The sequence below is a fragment of the Streptomyces anulatus genome (genome assembly GCF_014650675.1).
Lineage (GTDB): Bacteria > Actinomycetota > Actinomycetes > Streptomycetales > Streptomycetaceae > Streptomyces > Streptomyces anulatus.
The window spans coordinates 1,079,436-1,101,882 of sequence record NZ_BMVK01000001.1; the positions used below are offsets into that span (position 1 = coordinate 1,079,436).

The 22,447-nt window shown below is 73.3% G+C and carries 18 protein-coding genes and 1 pseudogene; 5 read left to right on the plus strand and 14 right to left on the minus strand.

Annotated features, from left to right (window positions below; translation table 11 throughout):
- Positions 1-313: 313 nt before the first annotated feature.
- On the plus strand, positions 314-1,189 hold the full coding sequence (locus tag IE272_RS04680) for a peptidoglycan-binding protein (RefSeq protein ID WP_050360812.1): 876 nt from the start codon (positions 314-316) through the stop codon (positions 1,187-1,189).
- Between the two features lie 125 nt (positions 1,190-1,314).
- On the opposite strand, the gene IE272_RS04685 is transcribed toward IE272_RS04680, so the two are convergent.
- Positions 1,315-2,784 (minus strand): FG-GAP and VCBS repeat-containing protein, encoded by a 1,470-nt coding sequence (locus IE272_RS04685; protein ID WP_190006302.1) that lies wholly within the window; start codon positions 2,782-2,784, stop codon positions 1,315-1,317.
- A 257-nt stretch (positions 2,785-3,041) separates the two neighbouring features.
- On the opposite strand from IE272_RS04685, the gene IE272_RS04690 reads away from it, so the two are divergent.
- Complete coding sequence (locus tag IE272_RS04690) at positions 3,042-3,614, plus strand: GNAT family N-acetyltransferase (protein ID WP_190006303.1); 573 nt, start codon at positions 3,042-3,044, stop codon at positions 3,612-3,614.
- 64 nt (positions 3,615-3,678) lie between these two features.
- Here IE272_RS04690 and IE272_RS04695 read toward each other — a convergent pair whose 3' ends face one another.
- The 4 genes from IE272_RS04695 to IE272_RS04710 form a co-directional block, all read right to left on the minus strand.
- Entirely contained in the window at positions 3,679-4,146 is a 468-nt protein-coding gene (locus IE272_RS04695) for an anthrone oxygenase family protein (protein WP_050360815.1), read from the minus strand.
- Between the two features lie 100 nt (positions 4,147-4,246).
- Complete coding sequence (locus tag IE272_RS04700) at positions 4,247-5,914, minus strand: vWA domain-containing protein (RefSeq protein ID WP_056711796.1); 1,668 nt, start codon at positions 5,912-5,914, stop codon at positions 4,247-4,249.
- A 138-nt stretch (positions 5,915-6,052) separates the two neighbouring features.
- Entirely contained in the window at positions 6,053-6,964 is a 912-nt protein-coding gene (locus IE272_RS04705) for an ABC transporter permease (RefSeq protein ID WP_050360816.1), read from the minus strand.
- Positions 6,961-9,615, minus strand: coding sequence for an alpha/beta fold hydrolase (locus IE272_RS04710; protein WP_190006304.1), 2,655 nt, complete (start codon positions 9,613-9,615; stop codon positions 6,961-6,963). The genes IE272_RS04705 and IE272_RS04710 overlap by 4 nt, the downstream gene beginning before the upstream one ends.
- A 143-nt stretch (positions 9,616-9,758) precedes the next feature.
- Here IE272_RS04710 and IE272_RS04715 point away from each other — a divergent pair, with 143 nt between their 5' ends.
- Complete coding sequence (locus IE272_RS04715) at positions 9,759-10,184, plus strand: GNAT family N-acetyltransferase (RefSeq protein WP_190006305.1); 426 nt, start codon at positions 9,759-9,761, stop codon at positions 10,182-10,184.
- Between the two features lie 97 nt (positions 10,185-10,281).
- Positions 10,282-11,007, plus strand: a pseudogene (locus IE272_RS04720) (phosphatase PAP2 family protein); the annotation flags it as partial.
- On the opposite strand, the gene IE272_RS04725 reads toward IE272_RS04720, so the two are convergent.
- The 8 genes from IE272_RS04725 to iolC form a co-directional block, all read right to left on the minus strand.
- A complete protein-coding gene (locus IE272_RS04725) occupies positions 10,963-11,802 on the minus strand; it encodes a response regulator (protein ID WP_268254143.1) in 840 nt (279 codons plus the stop codon). The pseudogene IE272_RS04720 and the gene IE272_RS04725 sit on opposite strands and share 45 nt — an antisense overlap.
- A 7-nt stretch (positions 11,803-11,809) precedes the next feature.
- Positions 11,810-13,204 carry a sensor histidine kinase gene (locus IE272_RS04730; protein ID WP_190006306.1) on the minus strand — a complete coding sequence of 465 codons (1,395 nt, stop codon included), beginning with the start codon at positions 13,202-13,204 and terminating at the stop codon, positions 11,810-11,812.
- Positions 13,205-13,349: 145 nt separating this feature from the next.
- Positions 13,350-13,970 carry a DUF4291 domain-containing protein gene (locus IE272_RS04735; RefSeq protein ID WP_098891844.1) on the minus strand — a complete coding sequence of 207 codons (621 nt, stop codon included), beginning with the start codon at positions 13,968-13,970 and terminating at the stop codon, positions 13,350-13,352.
- A gap of 131 nt (positions 13,971-14,101) precedes the next feature.
- Positions 14,102-15,604: a CoA-acylating methylmalonate-semialdehyde dehydrogenase gene (gene mmsA, locus IE272_RS04740; protein ID WP_050360822.1), complete on the minus strand. Its 1,503-nt coding sequence runs from the start codon at positions 15,602-15,604 to the stop codon at positions 14,102-14,104.
- Positions 15,605-15,672: 68 nt separating this feature from the next.
- Positions 15,673-17,646 (minus strand): 3D-(3,5/4)-trihydroxycyclohexane-1,2-dione acylhydrolase (decyclizing), encoded by a 1,974-nt coding sequence (iolD, locus tag IE272_RS04745; RefSeq protein WP_190006307.1) that lies wholly within the window; start codon positions 17,644-17,646, stop codon positions 15,673-15,675.
- A complete protein-coding gene (iolB, locus tag IE272_RS04750) occupies positions 17,643-18,635 on the minus strand; it encodes a 5-deoxy-glucuronate isomerase (RefSeq protein ID WP_229897202.1) in 993 nt (330 codons plus the stop codon). Before iolB ends, iolD begins: the two co-directional genes overlap by 4 nt.
- The gene (locus tag IE272_RS04755) at positions 18,632-19,543 is read right to left on the minus strand and encodes a Cgl0159 family (beta/alpha)8-fold protein (protein WP_050360824.1); all 912 of its coding nucleotides are present in this window, start codon (positions 19,541-19,543) and stop codon (positions 18,632-18,634) included. Before IE272_RS04755 ends, iolB begins: the two co-directional genes overlap by 4 nt.
- Positions 19,540-20,682 (minus strand): 5-dehydro-2-deoxygluconokinase, encoded by a 1,143-nt coding sequence (iolC, locus tag IE272_RS04760; RefSeq protein WP_190006308.1) that lies wholly within the window; start codon positions 20,680-20,682, stop codon positions 19,540-19,542. The genes IE272_RS04755 and iolC overlap by 4 nt, the downstream gene beginning before the upstream one ends.
- A 133-nt stretch (positions 20,683-20,815) precedes the next feature.
- Between iolC and IE272_RS04765 the strand changes: the two genes are divergently transcribed.
- Positions 20,816-21,742, plus strand: coding sequence for a sugar phosphate isomerase/epimerase family protein (locus tag IE272_RS04765; protein ID WP_050360826.1), 927 nt, complete (start codon positions 20,816-20,818; stop codon positions 21,740-21,742).
- Between the two features lie 99 nt (positions 21,743-21,841).
- Here the strand turns inward: IE272_RS04765 and IE272_RS04770 are convergent, their stop codons facing one another.
- Entirely contained in the window at positions 21,842-22,366 is a 525-nt protein-coding gene (locus IE272_RS04770) for a DinB family protein (protein WP_056707013.1), read from the minus strand.
- Between the last annotated feature and the right edge of the window lie 81 nt (positions 22,367-22,447).

The following is a 22,447-nucleotide window of genomic DNA, read 5'->3' on the forward strand; positions in this document are numbered from 1 at the left end:
GGCCCGCGCCCCGGCCGTACGGAGGAGACAGGCCCTAGGGGCTGTGCACATCGGGCAGGAGTTCGGACATTCCCGGACGGGAGTTCGGGCACGGCGCAACCTTCCGCGCGGCAGGACGTTCGGCAGGGCCTGGGAGCGGGCAAATCGATCAGGTGGGCCCGAAGGCGGAATCCCCGCCGCAGGGCGCTCCCGACCGTCCCGTCACCCGGCGGGCGCACCCGGCTCCGTGCCGCCGTCCGCCCCGCCGGGTCCCGCCGACCGCACACCGAAGCGCCCGCGTGAACTACGCACCATCAGGGAAAGGAGCGCCGCGATGGCGACGCCGCTGTCTGCAGCCAGGCTGCTCAAAGCCCTCCGCGACGAAGGCCTCCACGTCGTCGAACACCGGAGCTGGCGTACCAACAACCGGAATCACAAGGGACCCTGGGGTCCGGCACACGGCGTGATGATCCATCACACCGTCACCTCGGGCACCGCCTCCTCGGTCGAACTCTGCTACAACGGCCACTCCGCCCTGCCCGGACCGCTCTGCCACGGGGTCATCGCCAAGGACGGGTCCGTCCACCTCGTGGGGAACGGACGGGCCAACCATGCCGGGCTCGGCGACGACGACGTCCTGCGCGCCGTCATCGCGGAGAAGGCGCTGCCCCCGGACAACGAGGCCAACACCGACGGCAACCGGCACTTCTACGGGTTCGAATGCGTCAACCTCGGTGACGGCAAGGACCCCTGGCCGGCGGCCCAGCTGCTGGCGATCGAGCGGGCGGCCGCCGCTCTCTGCCGGGCGCACGGCTGGTCGCAGCGGTCGGTGATCGGGCATCTGGAGTGGCAGCCGGGCAAGGTCGATCCGCGCGGGTTCACCATGAACTCGATGCGCTCGCGGATCGGCAAGCGGCTGGGCGGCTCCCCGGACGGGCCCTCCGATCCGCCGCCGAAGCCGACGTACGAGCCGTTCCCGGGGGCCGCGTTCTTCAAGGTGGGCCGCAACAGCGCGGTCGTCACGGCGATGGGCAAGCGTCTGGTGTCCGAGGGCTGCGGCCGGTACACGGTGGGTCCCGGCCCGGCCTGGTCCGAGGCCGACCGGAAGTCGTACGCCGCCTGGCAGCGCAAGCTGGGCTACACGGGCGGCGACGCGGACGGCGTTCCCGGCAAGAGCAGTTGGGACCGGCTCAAGGTGCCCAACGTGTGACGAAGGCGCGCGTATCCGGCTCCTCCCCTCCCCGACCGAGGTGAGGGGGGAGGAGAGCCGGACCCTTGCAGGACCCTTGCAGGACCAGTGCCGGACGGTTGACGGGATCCGCCCGGTCGCGCGGGTCAGCGGTTGAAGCCGCTGCCCAGTTCCGCCTTCGTGGCCACCGTGCCGAGCGTCCCGTGGCCGAAGCTGAACGAGCCCTTGGCCACGAGGCCGGTGGCGGTGGCCGGGAACACCCACAGGGAGCCCTCGTCCGCGTTCTCGCCGGGCGCGCCCACGGCCAGTTCGGTGCGGCCGTCGCCGTTGAGGTCGCGCAGGGCCGCCGCGCCGCCGAAGCGGTCGTTCTTCTCCACGGCCCCGACGACGTCCGGCGTGCCCTGGTTGAAGCCGTAACTGCCCAGGCCCGTGGGTCCGGCAGCGGTGCCGGGAAGGACGACGAGGCCGCCCGCCGAGGCGACCGTGCCCTGGTCCTCACCGGGGACGCCCACCGCGATCTCGCCGTAGCCGTCGCCGTCGGTGTCCCCGATGGCCACGGAAGCGCCGAAGTTGTCGCTGTGCTCGGCGGCTCCGGGGACGCCGGGCGAGTCCTGGTTGAGGACGACGGCCTTGGTGCCCTGCGGGCCGCTCGCGCCGCCCGGTACGTAGGTGAGCATGCCGCCCTTGGCGAGCGGCAGGTCCAGGTCGCTGTCGTACCCGTCGACGGCGCGCCCGACGGCGAGGTCGGCGTACCGGTCGTTGTTCACGTTGCCGACGGCGATGTGCTCGCCGCCCTGCAGGTTGTAGCCGTTTTTCCCCTTGACGGCGGTGAGGTCCGGGCCGAGTCCGGCCGGGCCGCCGAGACCGATCATGATGCGCCGGGCGTCGTACTCGTCGCCGTCGTTGGCGACGACGGCGAGATCGTCGCGGCCGTCGCCGTTCAGGTCGCCCGCGGCCACGTCGAGGTTCCGCCAGTCGTCGGCGTTCGGGATCTCGGTGGCCGCCGCCGCGACGCCGTCGCGGGTGAAGGGGCCGCTGAGCGCGTGCAGGGCCATGTGCCCGGCGCCGACGACGTCCGGGGCGCCGTCGCCGTCGAAGTCGCCGACGGCCAGCCACCGGCCCAGGCCGTCGTACTCCTCGCCGGTCAGCAGGGTCGCCCCGCCGGCCAGGCCGCCCGGCCCGCCCCACAGGACGGTCACGCCACCGCCCGCGCTCTCGGCCGCTCCGATCTTCTCGCCCTGCGAACCGACGACCAGGTCCGCGTAACCGTCCTGGTCGAGATCGGCGGAGGCGACCGCGCTGCCGAAGGCGTCACCGGCCTCCGGGGTGCCGGGGACTCCCGCCGAGGCCTGGGTGAACACCCGCTTGGCGGAGTCCTTGATTCCGTCGCGGGAACCGTAGGCCACGCCGACGTATCCGGCGCCCTTGAACCCCTTGACGGTCGCACCGGGCGCGGCGAACGCCAGGTCGGGATAGCCGTCGCCGTTGAAGTCGGCGCGGGGGCCGTGGGGGTCGGGGGCCGGCGCGGGCAGGGCGGCGGCGGCGGGCAGGGCGACGACTGCGGCGGCCAGGGTGACGGCCAGGACGACACCGGTACCGAGTGCTCGGGATGTCACGGGGACTCCTTCTGCTGGGACGTTCGCCGCGACGGCGCCGCGGGACGGCCGGAAAGCGCTGTCCCCGTGGCGCCGCGGCGTGCGCGGCTGCGTCGGAAATGGGTCGGATCGAGTGGCCACTCGCACCCCTACAGACAGGCCTGCCGGGCGAAGGGTTGTGCCCGGTACGGCAGTTCACCCCTAAGGTTTCCTCGCTGCGCCGGTGGCGCCCCGGTGATCCGACGGTGGATCACCGATGAAATCCGAGGGACGGTGCGATGACGGTCGAGGTACGAACGGTGGAGGCCGGGGAGCTGAACCGGTACACCGACGGGATCCGCGACGTGTACGCGCGGGCGTTCTCGGCCCCGCCGTGGAACGAGGATCCGGCCGGGGCCGACAGCTATGCGGAGCGGCTCGCGCGGGACGTGCTCCGGCCCGGGTTCACGGCGGCGGTGGCGACGGCCGGGGGGACGGTAACCGGTTTCGCCACGGCCTGGATCACCCCGGAGGTCTTTCCGGCCGACCGCAGCTACGGGCAGGTCGCCGAGGCCCTCGGGCCCCGGCGGACACGGGCGTGGCTCTGCGGTGCGCTGGAGGTGAACGAGCTCGCGGTGGCGCCGGAGGCGCACGGTACGGGGCTCGGCGCGGCGCTGCTGCACGCGGTGACGGGACCGGTCCCGGACGGCCGTTGCTGGCTGCTGACCTCCGTGCGGGCCGAGGCGGCGCTGCGCCTGTACGAGCGGACCGGCTGGCGGCGGGTCGACGCACCCGTGCCCGGTGCGGCCGCTCTCGTGGTGCTGCTCGGCCCCCGCCATCCGCGGCGGGCAGAGGCCGGGGGCCGCCGGTAGCACCCCGCATCCCGCCCACGTACGGATGCGGATGCGGATCGGATACGGAGGGGGGCGCTCCGCCCTACAGCGCGACGGCCAGCAGGACGCACGCCACCAGTGCGAACGCGGTACGCACCTGGTGGAGGGTGTTCCAGCGGGACTCGAAGGCCGCGCGGGCCGCGCTGTCGTCGCCGCCCTCGGATGCGGCGAGGGCGTTGTTGAGCGGGATGTTCCCGATCACGGTCACCAGATGACCGGCGACCCCGCAGATCAGCGCCCCCAGGATGGCGGGGCCCGCCGCCTCGCCGTGCTCGCCGAGGCCGGTGAAGAACGCGGCGGCGGGCAGCGCGACGACGCCGAGGAACAGGACCAGGAAGACCGGGCCGGGGACCTTCTCGTTGAAGCGGCGCATGGCCGCCGTGAACTGCTCGTCCGTCAGGTCGGCGAGGCCGGGCATGATCGCGATCAGGAAGGTCAGCATGAACCCCGCGTAGAGGCCGTTGACGATCGTGGCGAGCACCAGGAAGAGGGAGGTCATGGCGGACATCATGGCCTGGAACGGCGGTTCACAGGGCCCATTTTCGAATGACCGTGCGAACCGTTTCGGCCCGGGCGGCCCAGGCCGCTCGGGCCGCTCGGGCCGCTCCGCCTCAGCCGATCTCGCCCTCGCCCGGTTCCGGCTCGTCGTCCGTTCCCGATCCGCCCTTGATCCGGTCCGCCTGCCCGATGGCCCTGGCCAGCTTCGTGACGGAACTGTCCTCGGTCGTTTCCGCCAGCCCGGCGGCCCGGGAGGCGAGTTCACCGAGGCCGGGTGCGCCGGGCAGGTCGCCGCCCCGCAGGTGGTCGGCGAAGTAGGCCGCCACGGCCGCTACTTGGAGCCGGTCGCTGCCGCCGCCCCACAGGGATCCGTCGATCGCTCCGGTCGTCGCGGTTCCGGTCTCCTCCCGGGCCTCGCGGGTCTTGGGGTCGAGCCAGCGCACGGTCGCCTTGGCCACGGTGCCGGACGCGCCCTCGCGCAGCCGTACGGCGTACAGAGCGGTCACCGTGTGGCCGGGGCCGACCTCGCCGCCGTCGACGCTGTCGTCGCGGAAGTCCTCGTCGGCGACCTTGCGGTTCTCGTAGCCGATCAGCCGGAACTGCTTCACGGTCTTCCGGTCGAACGCCACCTGGGCCTTGGCGTCGCGGGCCCGGATCTCCAGGTGGGCGGGCAGCTGGTCGACGAAGACCTTGCGGGCCTGCTCCTCGTCACCGACGTACGTGGTGTTCCCGTCGCCCTTGTTGGTGAGCTGTTCCATGAACGCGTCGCCGTACTCGCTGCCGACGCCGACGCCGAAGAGGGTGATGCCGTACTCGCGGCGGGCGGAGCCGATCTTCTCCAGAATCCCGTCGGCGTTGGTGTCGCCGGTGTTGGCCAGCGCGTCGGAGAGGAGCACCACCCGGTTGGTGGCGCCCTTGCGGTGGCCCTCGACCGACTCCTCGTAGCCGAGGGTGATACCCGCCTCGACGTTGGTGGACTGCATCGGCTGCATCTCCTCCACCGCGTCCTTGATCCGGTTCCGGTTGCCCTGGAGACGGGTCATCGGCAGCCGGGTCTCGGCCTCGTCGCTGAAGGTGACCAGGGAGATGGAGTCGTCGTCGCGCAGTTCGTCCGTGAGGATGTTCAGGGACTTCCTGACCAGGTCCAGACGGCCGGTCTCGGCCATGGACCCCGAGATGTCGACGACGAACGTCAGGGCCGCGGGCGGCCGTTCAGCGGTCGACGGGGCGGACTCGGTGGCCAGGCCGACGCGGAGCAGCGACCAGTCGGACGCTCCGGTTCCGCCGCCCCCGCCCTTCCCGGAACCGATGCGCGCCCCGTCGACGTTCACCGAGAAGCCGGGGCCCTTCGGCCGTTCGTACCCCTGGCGGAAGCTGTTGACGAACTCCTCGGGGCGTACGTCCTCGGGCGAGGGCAGCATGCCGTCGCCGAGGGTGCGGCGCGCGTAGCCGTAGCTGGCGGTGTCCACGTCCAGGGCGAAGGTGGAGAGGTAGTCGGGCGGCGCGACGTCCCGCTCGCTCTCGTCGCCGGAGTCTCCCGTCGGTGCGGCCGACCGGCCCTTCTCGGGCGCCACCGCGTCCGGTGCGGGCTGTCCGCCGCCGGTCGATCCCTGCCCGTTACGCGTATCCGAACTCAGGTCGCGCTTGCCGCCCGAGTCGCTGTCGCCGCTGCCGCACGCGGTGAGGGCCATGGCGCCCGCCAGAAGGAGCGCCACGGCTCCCGCCCGGCCCCCTGCCCGGCCCCCCGACCGCTTCTCGTGTCGCCGGCTTACCTGATGCATGTGCAACCCCCCACGTCGTCACGATGTCCTCGACATCTGTGAATGTGACGTACGGGGTCGCCGACCGGAGTCGACGAAAGCGTTGCGGAACCATCTCGATGCGGCAACAGCGGGCAGGAAACCGGCGGAACATCAGGTTCAGGACACGATGTCCTTACGACTGAACCCGCGGAAGGCCAGCGCGAACAGGATCAGGGCATAGGTCACTGATACGGCCGTGCCCTTGATCATGCCGCCCCACTCCAGTTGCGGCTGGAGTGCGTCGGCCCAGGCGAACTGCCAGTGCGCGGGCAGGAAGTCGCGCCAGGAGCCGAGTGCGGTGACCGCGTCGAGCACATTGCCGACGATGGTGAGGCCCACCGCGCCGCCGACCGCGCCGAGCGGGGCGTCGGTCTTCGTGGACAGCCAGAACGCCAGGCCTGCGGTGACCAGTTGGGAGACGAAGATGAACGCCACGACGATCGCGAGGCGGGGCACCGTGTCCCCGGCCGACAGCGCTCCCCCGGTGGGCAGTTTCAGCGGCCCCCATCCGTAGGCCGCGGTGCCCGCCACCAGCGCGACGAGCGGCAGCAGCACCATCGCGGCCAGGCTGAAGCCGAGCGCGACGACGAGCTTGGACCACAGCAGCCGCACGCGCGGCACGGGCGCGGCGAGCAGATAGCGCAGCGAGGACCAGCTCGCCTCGGAGGCGACGGTGTCCCCGCAGAACAGGGCGACCGGCACCACCAGCAGGAACCCGGCCGAGACGAACAGCGAGGTGGCGGCGAAGTTCGCGGCGGACTCGGTCGCCACGTCCATCAGGTTGATCCGGCCGCCGCCCCCGCCACCGCCACCGCCGTCCTCGCCGTCCGGCGTGCCGCCGATCGCGAAGGCGATGATCAGGATGAAGGGGAGGGCGGCGAGCACCCCGCCCATCAGCAGGGTGCGTCGTCTGCGCAACTGCCGCATGGCCTCGACGCGGAGGGGAAGCGTGCGCCGGGCGCGGTAGCCGGCGGCCTCGGGATGCGCTGTGTCGCCCCGGACCTCGGGGGGCTGGACGGGGGCGCTCATGCTGCTCCTCCGGAGATCAGGGTGAGGAAGGCGTCCTCCAGGCGACGGTGCGGTCCGACGCCGGTGACCGGGACGTCGAGCCGGACGAGATCGGAGACGAGCCGGGAGGTGGTGGCCCCGTCGAGGCGGACGAGGAGTCCGCGCCCGTCGTCGGTGCGGACGGCGGAGCCTATGCCGGGCAGGGCGGCGACCTTCTCCGCCAGCGGCTCGGACACCTCCTCGGCCGTGGTCACCAGGATCATGTCGCCGGATCCGGTGATCTCGGCGACGGGTCCGGCCTGGACAAGCCGGCCCCGGTCCATGACGACCAGGTGGGTGCAGGACTGCTCGACCTCGGAGAGGAGGTGGCTGGAGACGATGACGGTCCGGCCACCGGCCGCGTAACGGATCATCACGTCCCGCATCTCGCGGATCTGCGGCGGGTCGAGCCCGTTGGTCGGCTCGTCGAGGATGAGGAGGTCCGGCATGCCGAGCATGGCCTGGGCGATGGCCAGCCGCTGCCGCATGCCCTGGGAGTAGGTGCGTACGGCACGGGCGAGCGCGTCGCCGAGGCCGGCGATCTCCAGTGCCTCGTCGATGTGCGCGTCCTCGGCGGGACGGCCGGTGGCCTGCCAGTACAGGTCCAGGTTGGCGCGCCCGGACAGGTGCGGCAGGAAACCCGCGCCCTCCACGAACGCCCCGACCCGGGACAGCACCGGCGCGCCCGGCCGGATGGCCTGCCCGAAGACGCGGATCTCGCCCTCGTCGGGGGTGATGAGCCCCATGAGCATGCGCAGGGTCGTCGTCTTGCCCGCGCCGTTGGGCCCGAGGAGCCCGAGGACCTGGCCCTTCTCGACGCGGAAGGACAGCTCGCGCACGGCGTACCGGTCGACGGACTTGGCGTACTTCTTGGAGAGACCGGTGATCTGGAGCGGTACGTCGGTGAGCGCGGGGTCCGGTGCGGGCGTCGCGGTCCGGCGGCGGGCGGTGAGCAGCAGACCGGCCGCGATGACGAGGGCGGCGGCAGGGAGGCCCCAGGTCCACCACGGGAGGGTGGCCGCCGCGGTCCGCACGGCGGGCGCGGTGGGGACGGTCAGCGGTCCGTCGGCGGTGACGGTGTACGTGGCGGGCTCGGCCGGGGACGCGTAGCCGAGGTCGGTCGCGGAGAACACGAGCCGCAGCCGGTGTCCGGCGTCGAACTCGTGGTCCACGGCGGGCAGGGCCAGCTCGACCGGCTTGCCCTGCTGGTCGGGGGTGATCCGGTAGGGGGCGACGAGCTGGTGGGGCAGCACCTGCTGCCTGCCGTCCGGCGACACGTCGTACACCTTGCCGAAGAGCACCGCGTCCCGGTCGCCGCTCGCCGTCACGTTCACCTTCACGGTGGGCGTGCCGGTGACGCGTACGGAGGTGTCCAGCGGGGCGGACTCGAACCGGGCGAACTGTCCGGGGAAGTCGAGCGAGAGCCCGACGCCGAGGGAGGACAGCTGGGCGAGTCCGCCGCCGACGCCGGGCACGGCGGAGATGGCGGGCGGCGAGGACCCCGCGGGGTTGCGGAAGGTCTTCGTCCCGCCGCCGAGCGCGATGTCCCGGCCACCGCTGCGCAGCCCCGGGTAGGTGTCGCCGCTCGCGCCGCGCAGGAGGGCCGCGCCGTCGGTGGAGTCGACGCCTCCGGTGCGGGTGACGCGGAAGGCGGGCCCGGCGTCGGCGCCGGTGTCCTCCTTGAGGTAGCGGTCGAACCAGTCCCCGACGCGCCCTTCGACGCGTCCGGTCTCGTTGTCGCCGCCGTCGTGCCCGCCCGCGATCCAGTCGACGGAGACGGGGGCGCCGTTGGCGCTGATGGCCTTCTGCATGGCGTCGGCCTGGCCGAGCGGGAAGAGGGAGTCGGACTGCCCCTGGAGGAGGAGCGAGGGGACCTTGATGCGGTCGGCGACGGCGGACGGCGAACGCTCGGTGAGGAGGTCGACCGCCTCGGCGTCGGGCTTGCCGCTGACGGCGACCCGCTCGTACATCTCGCAGAGCCGCTTCTCGAACTTCTCGCAGCCGCCGCCGGTGGTGATGAAGATCCCGGCCCAGAGCTTCTTGAAGACTCCGTCGGGGAAGAGGGCGTCGGCGAGGTTCCAGTAGGTGATCACGGGCGCGACGGCGTCGACCCGCTCGTCGTGCCCGGCGGCGAGCAGGGAGACGGCCCCGCCGTAGGAGGCCCCGGTGAGCCCGACCCGGGGGTCGCCCTTCTTGTCGAGCTCCACCTCGGGCCGCGTCGCGAGCCAGTCGATGAGCCGCGAGACGTCCCTGACCTCGTGGTCCGGGTCGTTGAGGGAGATCGTGCCGCCGGACTTGCCGAAGCCGCGCGCCGACCAGGTCAGCACGGCGTAGCCGTCGGCGGCCAGCTTCTCGGCCTGGGCCCGTACGTCGTTCTTGCTGCCGCCGAAGCCGTGCCCGATGAGCACGGCGGGCCGCTTACCGGAACCCTTGGCGTGGAAGTACGAGGTGTCGATCGGCACCCCGTCCATGCGCAGCGTCCGGTCCTCGCGCTGCACGGCGGGCGTGCCGTCGTCGGCGACGGCCGTCCAGGTGCCGCCGCCCACGAGCACGGCGAGCGCGGCGCCGAGCGCGGCCCACCGGCCGGGTGTACGGGGCAGCAGGCGCCGCCATCGAGCAGTAGGGGTCTCCATTCCTCGACCCTAAACGGAGGATGCAAGCCGGTCGCATGCCGCCAGGGTGAGGTGCGCGGCCTCCCTGAGAGGTACGGTACGCCCCCGCCGTACTCCGGACGCGGTACAGAACGCCTTCGGAACCCTTGCCCCGGGAGGCCCTTGTGGACATTCGCCGCGCCACGACCGTCACGGAGCTGCTGGCCGCCGGCCACCTCTACGACGCGCCGCCCCGCGAGGAATGGGCCGCCCGCTTCCTCGCCGCGGACGGTCACGTGCTGCTGATCGCGTACGTGGACGGCGTCCCGGCCGGCTTCGTCTCGGGCATCGAGATGCTGCACCCGGACAAGGGCACGGAGATGTGCCTGTACGAACTCGGCGTCGACGACCCGTTCCGCCGCCGGGGCATCGGCAGGGCCCTGACGCTGGCGCTCGTGGACGTCGCCCGGGAGCGGGGGTGCTACGACCTGTGGGTCGGCGTGGAGGGGGACGACGAGGCGGCGCTCGCGACGTACCGGTCGGCGGGGGCGGGGGACGACGGCGGGTTCACGATGCTGACGTGGGAGTTCGGGGACGGTGCCGCTCGGTAGAAGGGACGCTCCCGGGCGTCAACCCTGACCTTCGTCGGGGGCCGTTCCTGCCGTTCGGCCCCCGCGCCGGGCCCTGGTGCCTTCGTACGTTCGCCGCATGGCAAAGCACACACATCAACACCACTGGCCCGTGCGGCTGTTCGGGTCGGCCGCTCTGCTGGCGACGGCGGCGGCGGCCGTGATCGGGATGCTGTCGCCCGGCGGCCTGGGGCGGCCCGGCCCCACCGAGGTCACCCGGGGGGCCTCCGTATCCGCCTACCGGTCGCTGACGGGGGCGGTCGGGGACGCCCCGGAGTGGCTGGGGCACCTGCTGGAGCTGTCCTCCAAGGCCACACTGATCGTCCTCGGTCTGCTGCTGCTCGGGGTCTGCTGGTCGGCGGTGCGCCGGAGGGACGCGGGGGCGGTGGCGGGGGCCGCGCTCATCGGCGTCGGGACGGTCGTGGCGTACGCCGTCAGCGAGGCGCTGAAACTGGTCGTCGACGAGGAGCGTCCGTGCCGGGCGCTGGACGGCGCCCGGGCGGTCGCCGCGTGCCCCGAGCCGGGCGACTGGTCGTTCCCGAGCAACCACGCCACGCTGGCCGCCGCACTCGCGGTCGGGCTGGCGGTGCGGCGGCCCCGACTGGCTGCCGTGACCCTGCCGTTGGCCGTGGCGGCGGCACTGCTGCGGGTCCTGGTGGGGGTCCATTACCCGCACGACGTGATCGCCGGAGCCCTGCTCGGCGGGGCGGTCGTCACCGCGGTGCTCCTGGTGCTGGTCCGCCCCGCCGGTCTGCTCGCCTCAGCGCTGCTCGGCCGGTGGTGGGGGCAGGATCCCGGCCTCGTGGGCGACGACGGCGGCCGCGGCCCGGTTGTCGACGCCGAGGCGGGCCAGTACCGAGCTGACGTGCGCCTTGACCGTGCCTTCGACCAGGTGCAGCCGCCGGGCGATCTGCCCGTTGGACAGCCCGCCGCCGAGGTGCGACAGCACTTCGCGCTCCCTGGGCGTCAGCCCGGCGACCTGCTCCCGGGCGGCGGCCCGTCGGCCGGCCAGGTCCCCGGCCCCGGTGGACGCGAGGTGCGCCACCACGCGGGCGGCGACCTTCGGTGAGAGATAGGCGGCGCCGCCGGCCACGGCCCGCACCCCGGCGACGAGTTCCTCGGGCTCGCCGGACTTGATCAGGAATCCGGCGGCCCCGCAGCCGAGCGCCCGCAGGATGTAGTCGTCCTCGCCGAACGTGGTCAGCATGACGACGCCGGTGGCGGGCACGGCGCGACGGATCTCGGCCGCGGCCTCGATGCCGTTGGTCCTCGGCATCCGCACGTCGAGGACGGCCACGTGCGGGCGGTACGCCCGGACCAGCTCCACGGCCTCGTGCCCGTCGGCCGCCTCGGCGACGACCTCGATGCCCGGGTCGGTGGCGAGCACGGCGCGTACGCCGGCGCGGATCATGGGCTCGTCGTCGGCGATCAGGACTCTGATCGTCGTCCCGGCCGGGGTCGGGTGCGCAGGGGTCGTGTGCGCAGGGGTCGTGTGCGCCGGGGTCGTGTGCGCCGGGGTCGTGTGCGCCGGGGTCGGGTGCGCCGGGGTCTCGTCCGGCCGCGTGGTGTGCGGCGCCCAGTTCGTGTCCGGCCGGGTCATCGGGCGCTCACGGTGTCAGCGCGTCGCGGGAGACCAGCCGGCCGTCCCGGAAGCAGAGCCGGTACGCGTCTCCGGACCGGTCGTCGAAGCGGTCGGCCGTCATCGCGTAGAACTCGCACGTCACCCCTCGTTCCTCCGGTCCGGCGCCCGCCGGCCGCTCCACCGACTGCCGGTCCGGCAGCACCTTCCGTATGTCGGACCGATCCTGCCCCACCCGCAGGCGCGCGTAGTCGCGCGGGTCGAGGACGGACCGGGACGCGGCCACCGTCTCCCACATCCCGACCCCGGCGAGCAGCACCGCACCCGCGGCCAACGGCGCCGCCAGCGCGGTGAGCAGGGTGCGGCGGACACGCCGCCGGGCCCACCGGTACTGCGAGGGTGTGGGGCTCACCCCGCCGCCGACGGGCCGGGGCGCGGGCTGCGCGGGGACGGGGGCCTGGTGGGGCAGCCGGGCGGCGACGGTGAAGCCGCCGTCCCGGGGGCCGTGGTCGAGGGTGCCGCCGACGAGCCGGACGCGCTCGTCCAGCCCGATGAGTCCACGGCCCCCGGGCCCGGCAAGTACGCGGCCTGCGGGACCACGGCCCCCGGGCCCGGCCGACGCCGCCGGAGCTCCGTTGCGGACCACCACCCGGGTCTCGGTCGCCGTGTGCGAGAGCTCGACGCTCACGGACTCGCCGGGCGCGTGCTTGGCCGCGTTGGTCAGGCCTTCCTGCACGACCCGGTGCGCGGCGCGTTCGACGGCGGGCGGAAGGCCCGCCGCCTCCCCGGCCACCGTCAGTTCGACGGCGAGCCCGGAGGCTGCCGCGTCACCGACGAGCCGGGGGATGTCGGAGCCGCCCGGCCCCTGCGGCGGGTCCTCGCTCTCCTCGCGGAGGACGCCGATCACCTCGCCGAGGCGTTCCACCGCCGCGCCGGCCCTGCCCCGGATGTCCTGGGCGGCCTGTCGGTGCCGCTCGTCCAGACCGGGCGCCAGCTTCAGGGCCCCGGCCGACAGGGCGATCAGGCTGAGGTCGTGGCCCAGCACGTCGTGCATGTCCCGGGCGATCCGGGCCCGCTCCAGCAGCCTCGCCTGCTCGGCGATCAACTGCCGTTCCCGCTCCAGCTGTTCGGCCCTCTCCCAGCCGGCCCGGGCCAGCTCCCGGTACTGACGTGAGAACCGCCCCACGAACCAGGGCACCAGCACGGCGAGGACGATCACCGCCACGAACTGCGTCCCGAGAGTGAGCAGGGACGGCACCACGGCCGCCGCCACCGCCCCGGCCACGACCGCCCCGGCCAGGACCAGGACGAGCGTCCTGCCGCGCCCGGGGCCCCGCCCCGCGACGAACGCGGCAATCGCGGTCGGCAGGCCCCACCACCAGCCGACCAGGCTCAGCGCGCCGAACGCCGCAGCGGCGGGCACCAGCAGCCCTCCCGGGTCCGCCCACCTGGGGCCGGGCCCACGAGCGGTCCGGCACGCGGTCCTGTCCGCGGCCCTGTTCACGGGGTAATGGCTGTTCACGAGGGAGAGGCTACGGAGACCGGGGGCCCTCCGGCACTGCCGAAAGTCACGTATCCGACGCCGGGGTGGTCCCCCGCACCGGCCGGGGCGCGGCCAGGTCGAGCGGTGTCTCCACGGGCAGCAGGGCCGCGGCCCTCTCCCGCTCGCCCGCGCGGACCGCCGCGTGCACCTCGCGCGCGAGCGGGGTGACGTCGCGGACGGAAACGGTCCACTCGTCCGCGTACCGCCGGGCGGCCTCACCGCTCAGCCCGAGCTGGAGGGAGCGGTACGGGAGCGGGTTCAGGTCGAGGTCGCGTTCGGGGTCCCACTGGACCCGGGCGGGGGCGGCGCGCAGGCTCTGCTTCCAGGCCTTCGCGTCGGGGTGCACATCGCGTACGTAGTAGGAGAGTTCGGCGTGCGCGAGGGCCCATTCCAGGCCGCTCCGGTCGATCTCGACGGCGAGCACGACCTCCTGCCCCTCCTTCCTGCCCCAGCCGCAGCGGTACATCATCCACAGGAAGCTGGGCTTGATCCAGGTCATCCGGTCCCGCTTCCAGGCTTCGGGGAACCGCCCGTCGCGTGCGGCGGGCAGGCCGATGTCGGGCCGGTACGCCTGGTAGACGGTGACGGTGGTGGCTGTCTGCAGGGCGCGGATCTCGTAACGGGGCGGGAGGGCCGGGGTGTTCATGGGTCACAGGATGCAGGGCGGGGCGGTGGACCGGCATCCGCTTTTCGCCGGGCGGTGCGGGCCCGCCGACGCACCGGTCCCCGCCGGCACCGGGGTGCGGGCGGGGACCGGCGAGGGCGGCGGGGCGGCCCTCAGTGGTTGCGCGGGAAGCCGAGGTCGACGCCCGCCGGGGCGTCGGCCGGGTCGGGCCAGCGGGTGGTGACGACCTTGCCGCGCGTGTAGAAGTGCACGCCGTCGTTGCCGTAGATGTGGTGGTCGCCGAAGAGCGAGTCCTTCCAGCCTCCGAAGGAGTGGTAGCCCACCGGGACCGGGATCGGGACGTTGACGCCGACCATGCCGGCCTCGACCTCCAGCTGGAAGCGGCGGGCCGCGCCGCCGTCGCGGGTGAAGATCGCGGTGCCGTTGCCGAACGGGCTGGCGTTCATGAGGGCGACGCCGTCCTCGTACGTGTCCACGCGGAGCACGCACAGCACCGGGCCGAAGATCTCGTCCTTGTACGCGTCGGAGTCGGTGGAGACCTTGTCCAGGAGGGACAGGCCGATCCAGTGGCCGTCCTCGAAGCCCTCGACCGTGTGACCCGTGCCGTCCAGGACGACCTCGGCGCCCTGGGCGGCGGCGCCCGTGACGTAGGAGGCGACCTTGTCGCGGTGGGCGGCGGTGATCAGGGGGCCCATCTCGGAGGCGGGGTCGTTGCCGGGGCCGATCGTGATCTTCTCGGCGCGCTCGCGGATCTTCGCGACCAGTTCGTCGCCGATCGCACCGACCGCGACGACGGCGGAGATCGCCATGCACCGCTCACCGGCGGAGCCGTACGCCGCCGAGACCGCCGCGTCGGCGGCCGCGTCCAGGTCGGCGTCCGGGAGGACGAGCATGTGGTTCTTCGCGCCGCCGAGGGCCTGTACGCGCTTGCCGTTGGCGGAGGCGGTGGCGTGGATGTAGCGGGCGATGGGGGTGGAGCCGACGAAGGAGACGGCGGCCACGTCGGGGTGGTTGAGCAGGCCGTCGACCGCGACCTTGTCGCCGTGCAGGACGTTGAGGACGCCGTCCGGAAGGCCGGCCTCCGACGCCAGCTCGGCCAGCAGGTTGGCGGCCGAGGGGTCCTTCTCGCTGGGCTTCAGCACGAACGTGTTGCCGCAGGCGATGGCCAGCGGGAACATCCACATCGGCACCATGGCCGGGAAGTTGAACGGCGTGATGCCCGCGACGACGCCCAGGGACTGGCGGATCGAGGAGACGTCGACCCGGTTGGACACCTGGGTGGACAGCTCGCCCTTGAGCTGGGTGGTGATCCCGCACGCCAGCTCGACGATCTCCAAACCGCGGGCGACCTCGCCCAGCGCGTCCGAGTGCACCTTGCCGTGCTCGGCGGTGATCAGCGCGGCGATGTCGTCGCGGTGGGCGTCGAGCAGCGCGCGGTAACGGAAGAGGACGGTGGTGCGCTGGGCGAGCGAGGAGGTGCCCCACGTCGCGTACGCGGCCTTCGCCGCCGCCACGGCCGCGTCGACCTCCTCCACGGAGGCGAGCGCGACCTGCGTGGTGACCGCGCCGGTGGCCGGGTCCGTGACGGGACCGTACTGGCCCGACGTGCCCTCCACTGTCTTGCCGCCGATCCAGTGGTTGACGGTCTTCGTCATGACGTACTCCTTCAGGCTTCTGGCCGCTCAGGCGGGTTCGAGCGGGTTCGAGCGGGTTCAGGCAGGCTTCACAGATGGCGGCGTCGGGCGGCGACCTGCCGGTCGTACTCCTCCCGGGCCTTGACCGCCGCCGGTCGGCTCGCGGTTTCGGCTACCGGAACATCCCACCACGCCTGTGCCGGAGGGGGGCCCGACACTGTGTCGGGCGTTTCGGTCTCGACGTAGACACAAGTGGGACCGCCCGCGTCACGGGCCTCGGAGAGTGCGGTGCGCAGGTCGTCGACGGTGGTGGCGCGCAGGACGCGCATGCCGAGGGAGGCCGCGTTGGCGGCAAGGTCGACGGGGAGCGGCGGTCCGGTGAAGCCGCCGTCGGCGTCCCGGTGGCGGTAGGCGGTGCCGAAGCGTTCGGCGCCGACCGACTCGGAGAGGCCGCCGATGGAGGCGTACCCGTGGTTCTGGAGGACGACCAGCTTGAGGGGCAGGTTCTCCTGGACGGCGGTGACGATCTCGGTGGGGTTCATCAGATACGTGCCGTCTCCGACGAGCGCCCAGACGGGGCGTCGCGGCGTGCGGCCTTCCGCGGCGAGCAGGACGCCGATCGCGGCGGGGATCTCGTAGCCCATGCAGGAGTAGCCGTACTCGACGTGGTACTGGTCGCGGGAGCGGGTGCGCCAGAGCTTGTGCAGGTCGCCGGGGAGGGAGCCCGCGGCGTTGATCAGGATGTCGTCCTCGGTGACCAGGGCGTCCAGGAGGCCGAGGACCTGGGTCTGGGTGGGGCGCGCGGTGGGGTCGGGGGTGGCGAAGGACGCCTCGACCCGTTCCTCCCACGCTTCCTTCGCGCCGGTGTACTCCGTCTCGTACGCCGGGTCGACCCGGTAGCCGCGTCCGGCGAGCGCCGCTGTGAGCGCCTCCAGCCCCGCGCGGGCGTCCGCGACCAGCGGGAGGGCGGCCAGCTTGTGGGCGTCGAACCCGGTGATGTTGAGGTGGAGGACGCGGACGGCCGGGTTCGCGAAGAGCGTGCCGGAGGCGGTGGTGAAGTCGGAGAAACGGGTGCCGATGCCGATCACCAGGTCGGCGGTGCGGGCCAGTTCGTCGGCGGTGGCGGTGCCGGTGTGGCCGATGCCGCCGACGTCGGCCGGGTGGTCGTGGCGGAGCGCGCCCTTGCCCGCCTGGGTGGAGGCGACCGGGATGCGGGTCGCGGCGGTGAACGCGGCGAGCGTCTCCTCGGCGGCGCTGTGCCGGATCCCGCCGCCCGCGACGATCAGGGGGCGGCGGGCGGAGCGCACCGCCCGTACCGCGGCTTCCAGTTCGTGCGTGTCGGGGGCGGGCCTGCGGACGTGCCAGTCGCGCTCGGCGAAGAACTCCTCCGGCCAGTCGTACGCCTCCGCCTGCACGTCCTGCGGCAGCGCGAGCGTGACGGCCCCGGTCCCGGCGGGGTCGGCGAGGACGCGCATCGCCTGCAACGCGGCCGGGATCAGCGCCTCGGGCCGGGTGATCCGGTCGAAGTAGCGCGAGACCGGGCGCAGACAGTCGTTGACCGAGACGTCGCCCGCGTACTCCACTTCGAGCTGCTGGAGTACGGGGTCGGCGGGCCGGGTCGCGAAGGTGTCGCCGGGCAGGAGGAGGACGGGCAGGCGGTTGATCGTCGCGAGGGCGGCTCCGGTGACGAGGTTGGTGGCCCCCGGTCCGATGGACGTGGTCACCGCGTGCGCCGAGAGCCGCCCCGACTGACGGGCGTATCCGACGGCCGCGTGCACCATGGCCTGTTCGTTGCGGCCCTGGAGGTACGGCATGCGGTGTGCGGCCCCGTTCCCGGCACCGCCGTTCCCGCCGCCGCCGCTTCGGCCGCCGCCCGCTTCCATAAGTGCCTGACCGATGCCCGCGACGTTGCCGTGCCCGAAGATGCCCCAGGTGGCGCTGATGAGCCGCTGCCGGCGGCCGTCGCGCTCGGTGTACTGCCGGGCCAGGAAGGCGACCAGGGCCTGAGCGGTGGTCAGACGGCGGGTGGGACAGCCGGGGTTCGCGGGACTCGTCGGGCTCAAGGCGTTACCTCCGGGCCGGGCGACCGATGCGCCGTGTACAGCGGGAGTCTGGCGTCGATCGACTCGTCCCGCCAGGTGTCGCGGATCCATCGGTGGTCGGGATGGTCGCGGATCAGCCAGGCGCGCTCCTCCCCCGGCCCGGCCATCACGTTCAGGTAGTACAGCGTCCGGCCGGGAGGGGCGATGGACGGGCCGTGCCAGCCGTCGGGGATGAGGACGGCGTCGCCGTCGCGCACCTCGGCGAGGACGTCCGTACCGCCGTCGCGCGACGGGGAGACCCGGTGGTAGCCGATCCCGCCGTCCGCCACCTCGAAGTAGTAGATCTCCTCCAGTTCGCACTCCTCGCCCGGCACGTGCTCGTCGTGTTTGTGGGGCGGGTACGAGGACCAGTTGCCGCCGGGGGTGAGCACCTCGACCGCGATCAGCCGGTCGCAGTCGAAGGTGTCGGCGGCGGCGAAGTTGTTCACCTGGCGCGAGCAGGTGCCGGAGCCGCGCAGCTCGACGGGTACCTCCGGCGCGGGGCCGTAGCGAGCGGGGAGTCGTCGCTCGCACTTCGCTCCTGCCAGGGCGAAGCGGCCACCTGCGCCGGAGGCGATCTGTGCGTGGGAGTCGCGCGGTACGTAGGCGAAGTCGGAGACCCCGCTGAACACGCTCTCCCGGCCCAGCAGTTCAAAGGTCTCGCCTGCCGTACGCACCGTACAGGCACCGGCCAACGGCAGGACGATCCATTCACTACCGCCGGTGTCGAGCGTGTGAACACCACCCGGTTCCAGCTCCAGCACCCGCAGGGCCGAACGTTCCCAGCCGGCCCGCTCGGGATCGATGTCGACGGCGTACGCCCCGCGCGCGGCGCTGCCGGCCGGCAGGTGGTGCCGGCCTCGCCCGCTCTGGTGCCCGCCCCGGTGCCCGTCCTGGCGCCGGTGCTGCCCCTGGTGGGGGTGAGGTTCTTGGTGGGGGTGCTGCCCCTGCTGGGGGTGATGCGTCGTCATGACCCCTGCCTACCCGTGCTGAGCAGCGATACGGCGGTGTCGACGGCGCGCGTCACGTCCCCGTCGACCGGGTAGAGCAGCGAGCGCCCCACGACCAGCCCCCGCACGGTGGGCAGCCGCAGCGCGTCGCGCCATTTCCCGTACGCGGCGTCCTGGTCGTCGCCGACCTCGCCGCCGAGCAGGACGGCGGGCAGGGTGGAGGCTTCCATCGCCCGGCCCATGGCGTCGGGGTCGTCGGTGACGGGGACCTTCAGCCAGGTGTACGCCGACGTCCCGGCGAGGCCCGAGGCGATGGCGATGGAGGTCGCCACGGCGGCGGCGCCGAGGTCGTTGCGGAGGCGGCCGTCGACGCGGCGGCAGAGGAACGGCTCGACGAAGACGGGCAGACGGTGCGCCGCCATCGCGTCGATGGTCCGGGCGGCGGTGTGCAGGGTGTCCAGCGAACCGGGGTCGTCGTGGTCGATGCGCAGCAGCAGCTTCCCCGCGTCGAACCCGTGGCGGACCAGGTCGTCGGGGCGGTAGCCGGTGAACCGGTCGTCGAGCTCGAACGCGGCGCCGGCCAGCCCGCCCCGGTTCATCGAGCCCATCACGACCTTGTCCTCCAGGGCTCCCAGCAGGAGGAGGTCGTCCAGGACGTCGGCGGAGGCGAGCACTCCGTCGACCCCGGGACGGGAGAGGGCGAGGCAGAGCCGCTCCAGCAGCTCGAAGCGGTTGGCCATGGCGAGGGACCGGTCCCCCACGGCGAGCGCGCCGCGCGCGGGATGGTCGGCCGCGATGATCATCAACCGGTCGCCGGAGTGGCGGATCAGCCGTCGGCGCTTCCGCCGCGCGGCGGCCTCGGCGACGGCTTCGGGCCGCTCGGCGCGCAGCCGCACGAGTTCGGAGAGGGAGGGCGCGAGAGGCCTCATGAGCCCGCTCCGGTCGGGGTGTTCGCCGGAGCGCCGGGGTCGGCGGGAGCGATGGGGGCGGTCGGGTCGGCGGGAGCGGCCGGGTCGGCCGCTGCACCGGGGTTCGCCCGGGCGCCCGAGCCTGCCGCTCCACCGGGGTCGGCCGTGACGGCTCCGGCCGCGAGGGCCCCCTCGACCTCGTCCGGGAACGGCATCGCGGACGAGCAGGCGAGCCGGGAGGCGACGATGGCGCCGGCCGCGTTCGCGTACCGCACGAGGCGGTCGAGGGGCCATCCGGCGAGCAGCCCGTGGCAGAGCGCGCCCCCGAACGCGTCCCCGGCGCCGAGGCCGTTGACCACCTCCACCGGCAGCGGCGGCACGTCGGCGGTGGTGCCGTCGCGGTGGACGGCGAGCACGCCCTTCGGGCCCCGCTTGACGACGGCGAGCTCCACCCCGGCCGCGAGCAGGGCGCGGGCGGCGGCGTACGGTTCGCGTTCGCCGGTCGCGATCGCGCACTCGTCGATGTTGCCGACGGCGACCGTGGCGTGGGCCAGCGCCTCGCGGTACCGCGCGGGAGCCTCGGCGCTGTCGTCGCCGCCTTCCCAGAACATGGGCCGCCAGTCGAGGTCGAAGACGGTCGCCGTACGCGGCGCATCCGCCGGGCGGGCGTCGGCCGTCCTCGCACCGCGTGCCGCGAGGGCGGCCAGCGTGGCGGAGCGGCTCGGCTCGGCGCTGAGGCCGGTGCCCGTCATCCAGAAGATCCGGGCGTCGCGCACCGCGTCCAGATCGAGGTCCGGCGCGTGGATCTCCAGGTCGGGGGCCTTGGGCTGCCGGTAGAAGTAGAGCGGGAAGTCGTCCGGCGGGAAGATCTCGCAGAAGGTGACCGGGGTCGGATACTCCTCCACGGCCGTCGCCCACCGGGCGTCCACGCCGAACCGTTCCAGTTCCTGGTGGAGATACGTGCCGAAGGCGTCCTGTCCGGTCCGGGTGATCACGGCCGTCCGCCGTCCCAGCCGGGCCGCCGCCACCGCGACGTTCGTCGGGGACCCGCCGAGGAACTTGCCGAACGTCTCGACCCGGGCGAGCGGTACCCCGACCTCCAGCGGGTAGAGGTCCACCCCGATCCGCCCCATGGTGATCACGTCGTACGGCTCAAGCATGCCCATCCCTTCGACCACCGGTGGCCGGCTGGTCCCAGGTCTAGTCCCCTCCCGGGAACCCTGTCAACACTTTGTCCGGACATTCGGACGAACCCCTTGACACTCTTCCGTACGGCCCGTGAGGCTGGGCGTTATGACCCCCTCCGTCCACTCCTCGGCCCGTATCCGTATCGGCTCGGCCCCCGACTCCTGGGGGGTGTGGTTCCCCGACGACCCGAAGCAGGTGCCGTGGCAGCGCTTCCTCGACGAGGTGGCCGAGGCCGGGTACGCATGGATCGAACTCGGCCCGTACGGCTATCTGCCCACCGACCCGGCCCGACTGGCCGACGAGACCCGCGACCGGGGGCTCACGGTCTCCGCCGGGACCGTTTTCACCGGATTGCACCACGGCCCGGACGTCTGGGACCGGACGTGGGCGCATGTCGCGGACATCGCCGGACTGACCCGGGCCATGGGAGCCGAACATCTGGTCGTCATCCCCTCCTTCTGGCGCGACGACAAGACGGGTGAGGTGCTGGAGGACCGGGTGCTCACGTCCGCGCAGTGGCGTGATCTGACCGCACAGACGGAGCGGCTGGGCCGGGAGGTCCGGGAGCGCTTCGGGCTGCGCATCGTCGTCCACCCGCACGCCGACACCCACATCGACACCGAGGAGAACGTCAACCGCTTCCTCGACGCCACCGATCCGGATCTCGTCTCGCTCTGCCTGGACACCGGGCACTACGCCTACTGCGGCGGCGACAGCGTCAAGCTCATCGAGACGTACGGGGAACGCATCGGCTACCTGCACCTCAAGCAGGTCGATCCGGAGATCCTGGCGACGGTGGTGGCGGACGAGGTGCCGTTCGGCCCGGCGGTGGCCAGGGGTGTGATGTGCGAGCCGCCGGGCGGGGTCCCCGCCCTGGAACCGGTCCTGGACGCGGCCCGCGCCCTGGACGTCGACCTGTTCGCGATCGTGGAGCAGGACATGTATCCGTGCCCGCCGGACAAGCCGTTCCCGATCGCCCGCCGCACCCGGGAGTTCCTCCGCTCCTGCGGAAGGCCCGGCACCACGACCTGAACCCGTGGGCCCTTCCGGGCCCTTGGGTCCTCTCCCGGGGCTCTCGGGTCCGCCCCGGGCCCTCGGGTCCCCGGCCTTCGGGGCTCCGGCAGCCCCGGGTCAGACCCCTGTGCGTCCGTCGACGCGTTCGCGGACGAGGTCGGCGTGGCCGCAGTGCCGGGCGTACTCGCCGATCATGTGGGTGTAGATCCACCGCAGCGTGACCTGCGCGCCCATGAACGGGCTGGTGTCGTCGAGCGCTCGAACCGCGCAGTTCCGCCGGGCCCTCGCCACTTCGGCCTCCCACTGCGCGAGCGCCTGCTCGTAGGTGGAGTCCTCGGCGAGATCCCAGCCGCCGTCACGGCCCTCGGCCCCGTCCCCGCCGCCGGCCGGAGGGGCGAAGAGCGGCGGGGCGTCCTCCTGCGCGAGCACACGGCGGAACCAGTTCCGCTCGACCTCCGCCAGATGCTGGAGCAGTCCGAGCAGCGTGATCGGCGAGGGCGTCGCGGACGCCTCGCGCAGGTCCTCTTCGGGCAGGTCCGCGCACTTCTGGGCGAGGGTGGCGCGGTAGAAGTCGAGCCAGCTCTCCAGGGAGGTGCGTTCGTCGGCGACCAGAGGGGGCATCGGGCGTTCGGAAGTGCTCATGGCCTCCATCGTGGCAGCCGGGTCCGACAATGGCCGCGCCCCGCACCACCGGACCCGGTTCATCCCTTCTGCCACAGCAGT

Excerpts from the sequence above, each read along its gene's own strand:
- IE272_RS04680 (WP_050360812.1), top strand. The coding sequence starts at position 314 with ATGGCGACGCCGCTGTCTGCAGCCAGGCTGCTCAAAGCCCTCCGCGAC.
- IE272_RS04690 (WP_190006303.1), top strand. The coding sequence starts at position 3,042 with ATGACGGTCGAGGTACGAACGGTGGAGGCCGGGGAGCTGAACCGGTAC.
- IE272_RS04695 (WP_050360815.1), bottom strand. The coding sequence starts at position 4,146 with ATGATGTCCGCCATGACCTCCCTCTTCCTGGTGCTCGCCACGATCGTC.
- IE272_RS04700 (WP_056711796.1), bottom strand. The coding sequence starts at position 5,914 with ATGCATCAGGTAAGCCGGCGACACGAGAAGCGGTCGGGGGGCCGGGCA.
- IE272_RS04705 (WP_050360816.1), bottom strand. The coding sequence starts at position 6,964 with ATGAGCGCCCCCGTCCAGCCCCCCGAGGTCCGGGGCGACACAGCGCAT.
- IE272_RS04710 (WP_190006304.1), bottom strand. The coding sequence starts at position 9,615 with ATGGAGACCCCTACTGCTCGATGGCGGCGCCTGCTGCCCCGTACACCC.
- IE272_RS04725 (WP_268254143.1), bottom strand. The coding sequence starts at position 11,802 with ATGACCCGGCCGGACACGAACTGGGCGCCGCACACCACGCGGCCGGAC.
- IE272_RS04735 (WP_098891844.1), bottom strand. The coding sequence starts at position 13,970 with ATGAACACCCCGGCCCTCCCGCCCCGTTACGAGATCCGCGCCCTGCAG.
- mmsA (WP_050360822.1), bottom strand. The coding sequence starts at position 15,604 with ATGACGAAGACCGTCAACCACTGGATCGGCGGCAAGACAGTGGAGGGC.
- iolB (WP_229897202.1), bottom strand. The coding sequence starts at position 18,635 with ATGACGACGCATCACCCCCAGCAGGGGCAGCACCCCCACCAAGAACCT.
- IE272_RS04755 (WP_050360824.1), bottom strand. The coding sequence starts at position 19,543 with ATGAGGCCTCTCGCGCCCTCCCTCTCCGAACTCGTGCGGCTGCGCGCC.
- iolC (WP_190006308.1), bottom strand. The coding sequence starts at position 20,682 with ATGCTTGAGCCGTACGACGTGATCACCATGGGGCGGATCGGGGTGGAC.
- IE272_RS04765 (WP_050360826.1), top strand. The coding sequence starts at position 20,816 with ATGACCCCCTCCGTCCACTCCTCGGCCCGTATCCGTATCGGCTCGGCC.
- IE272_RS04770 (WP_056707013.1), bottom strand. The coding sequence starts at position 22,366 with ATGAGCACTTCCGAACGCCCGATGCCCCCTCTGGTCGCCGACGAACGC.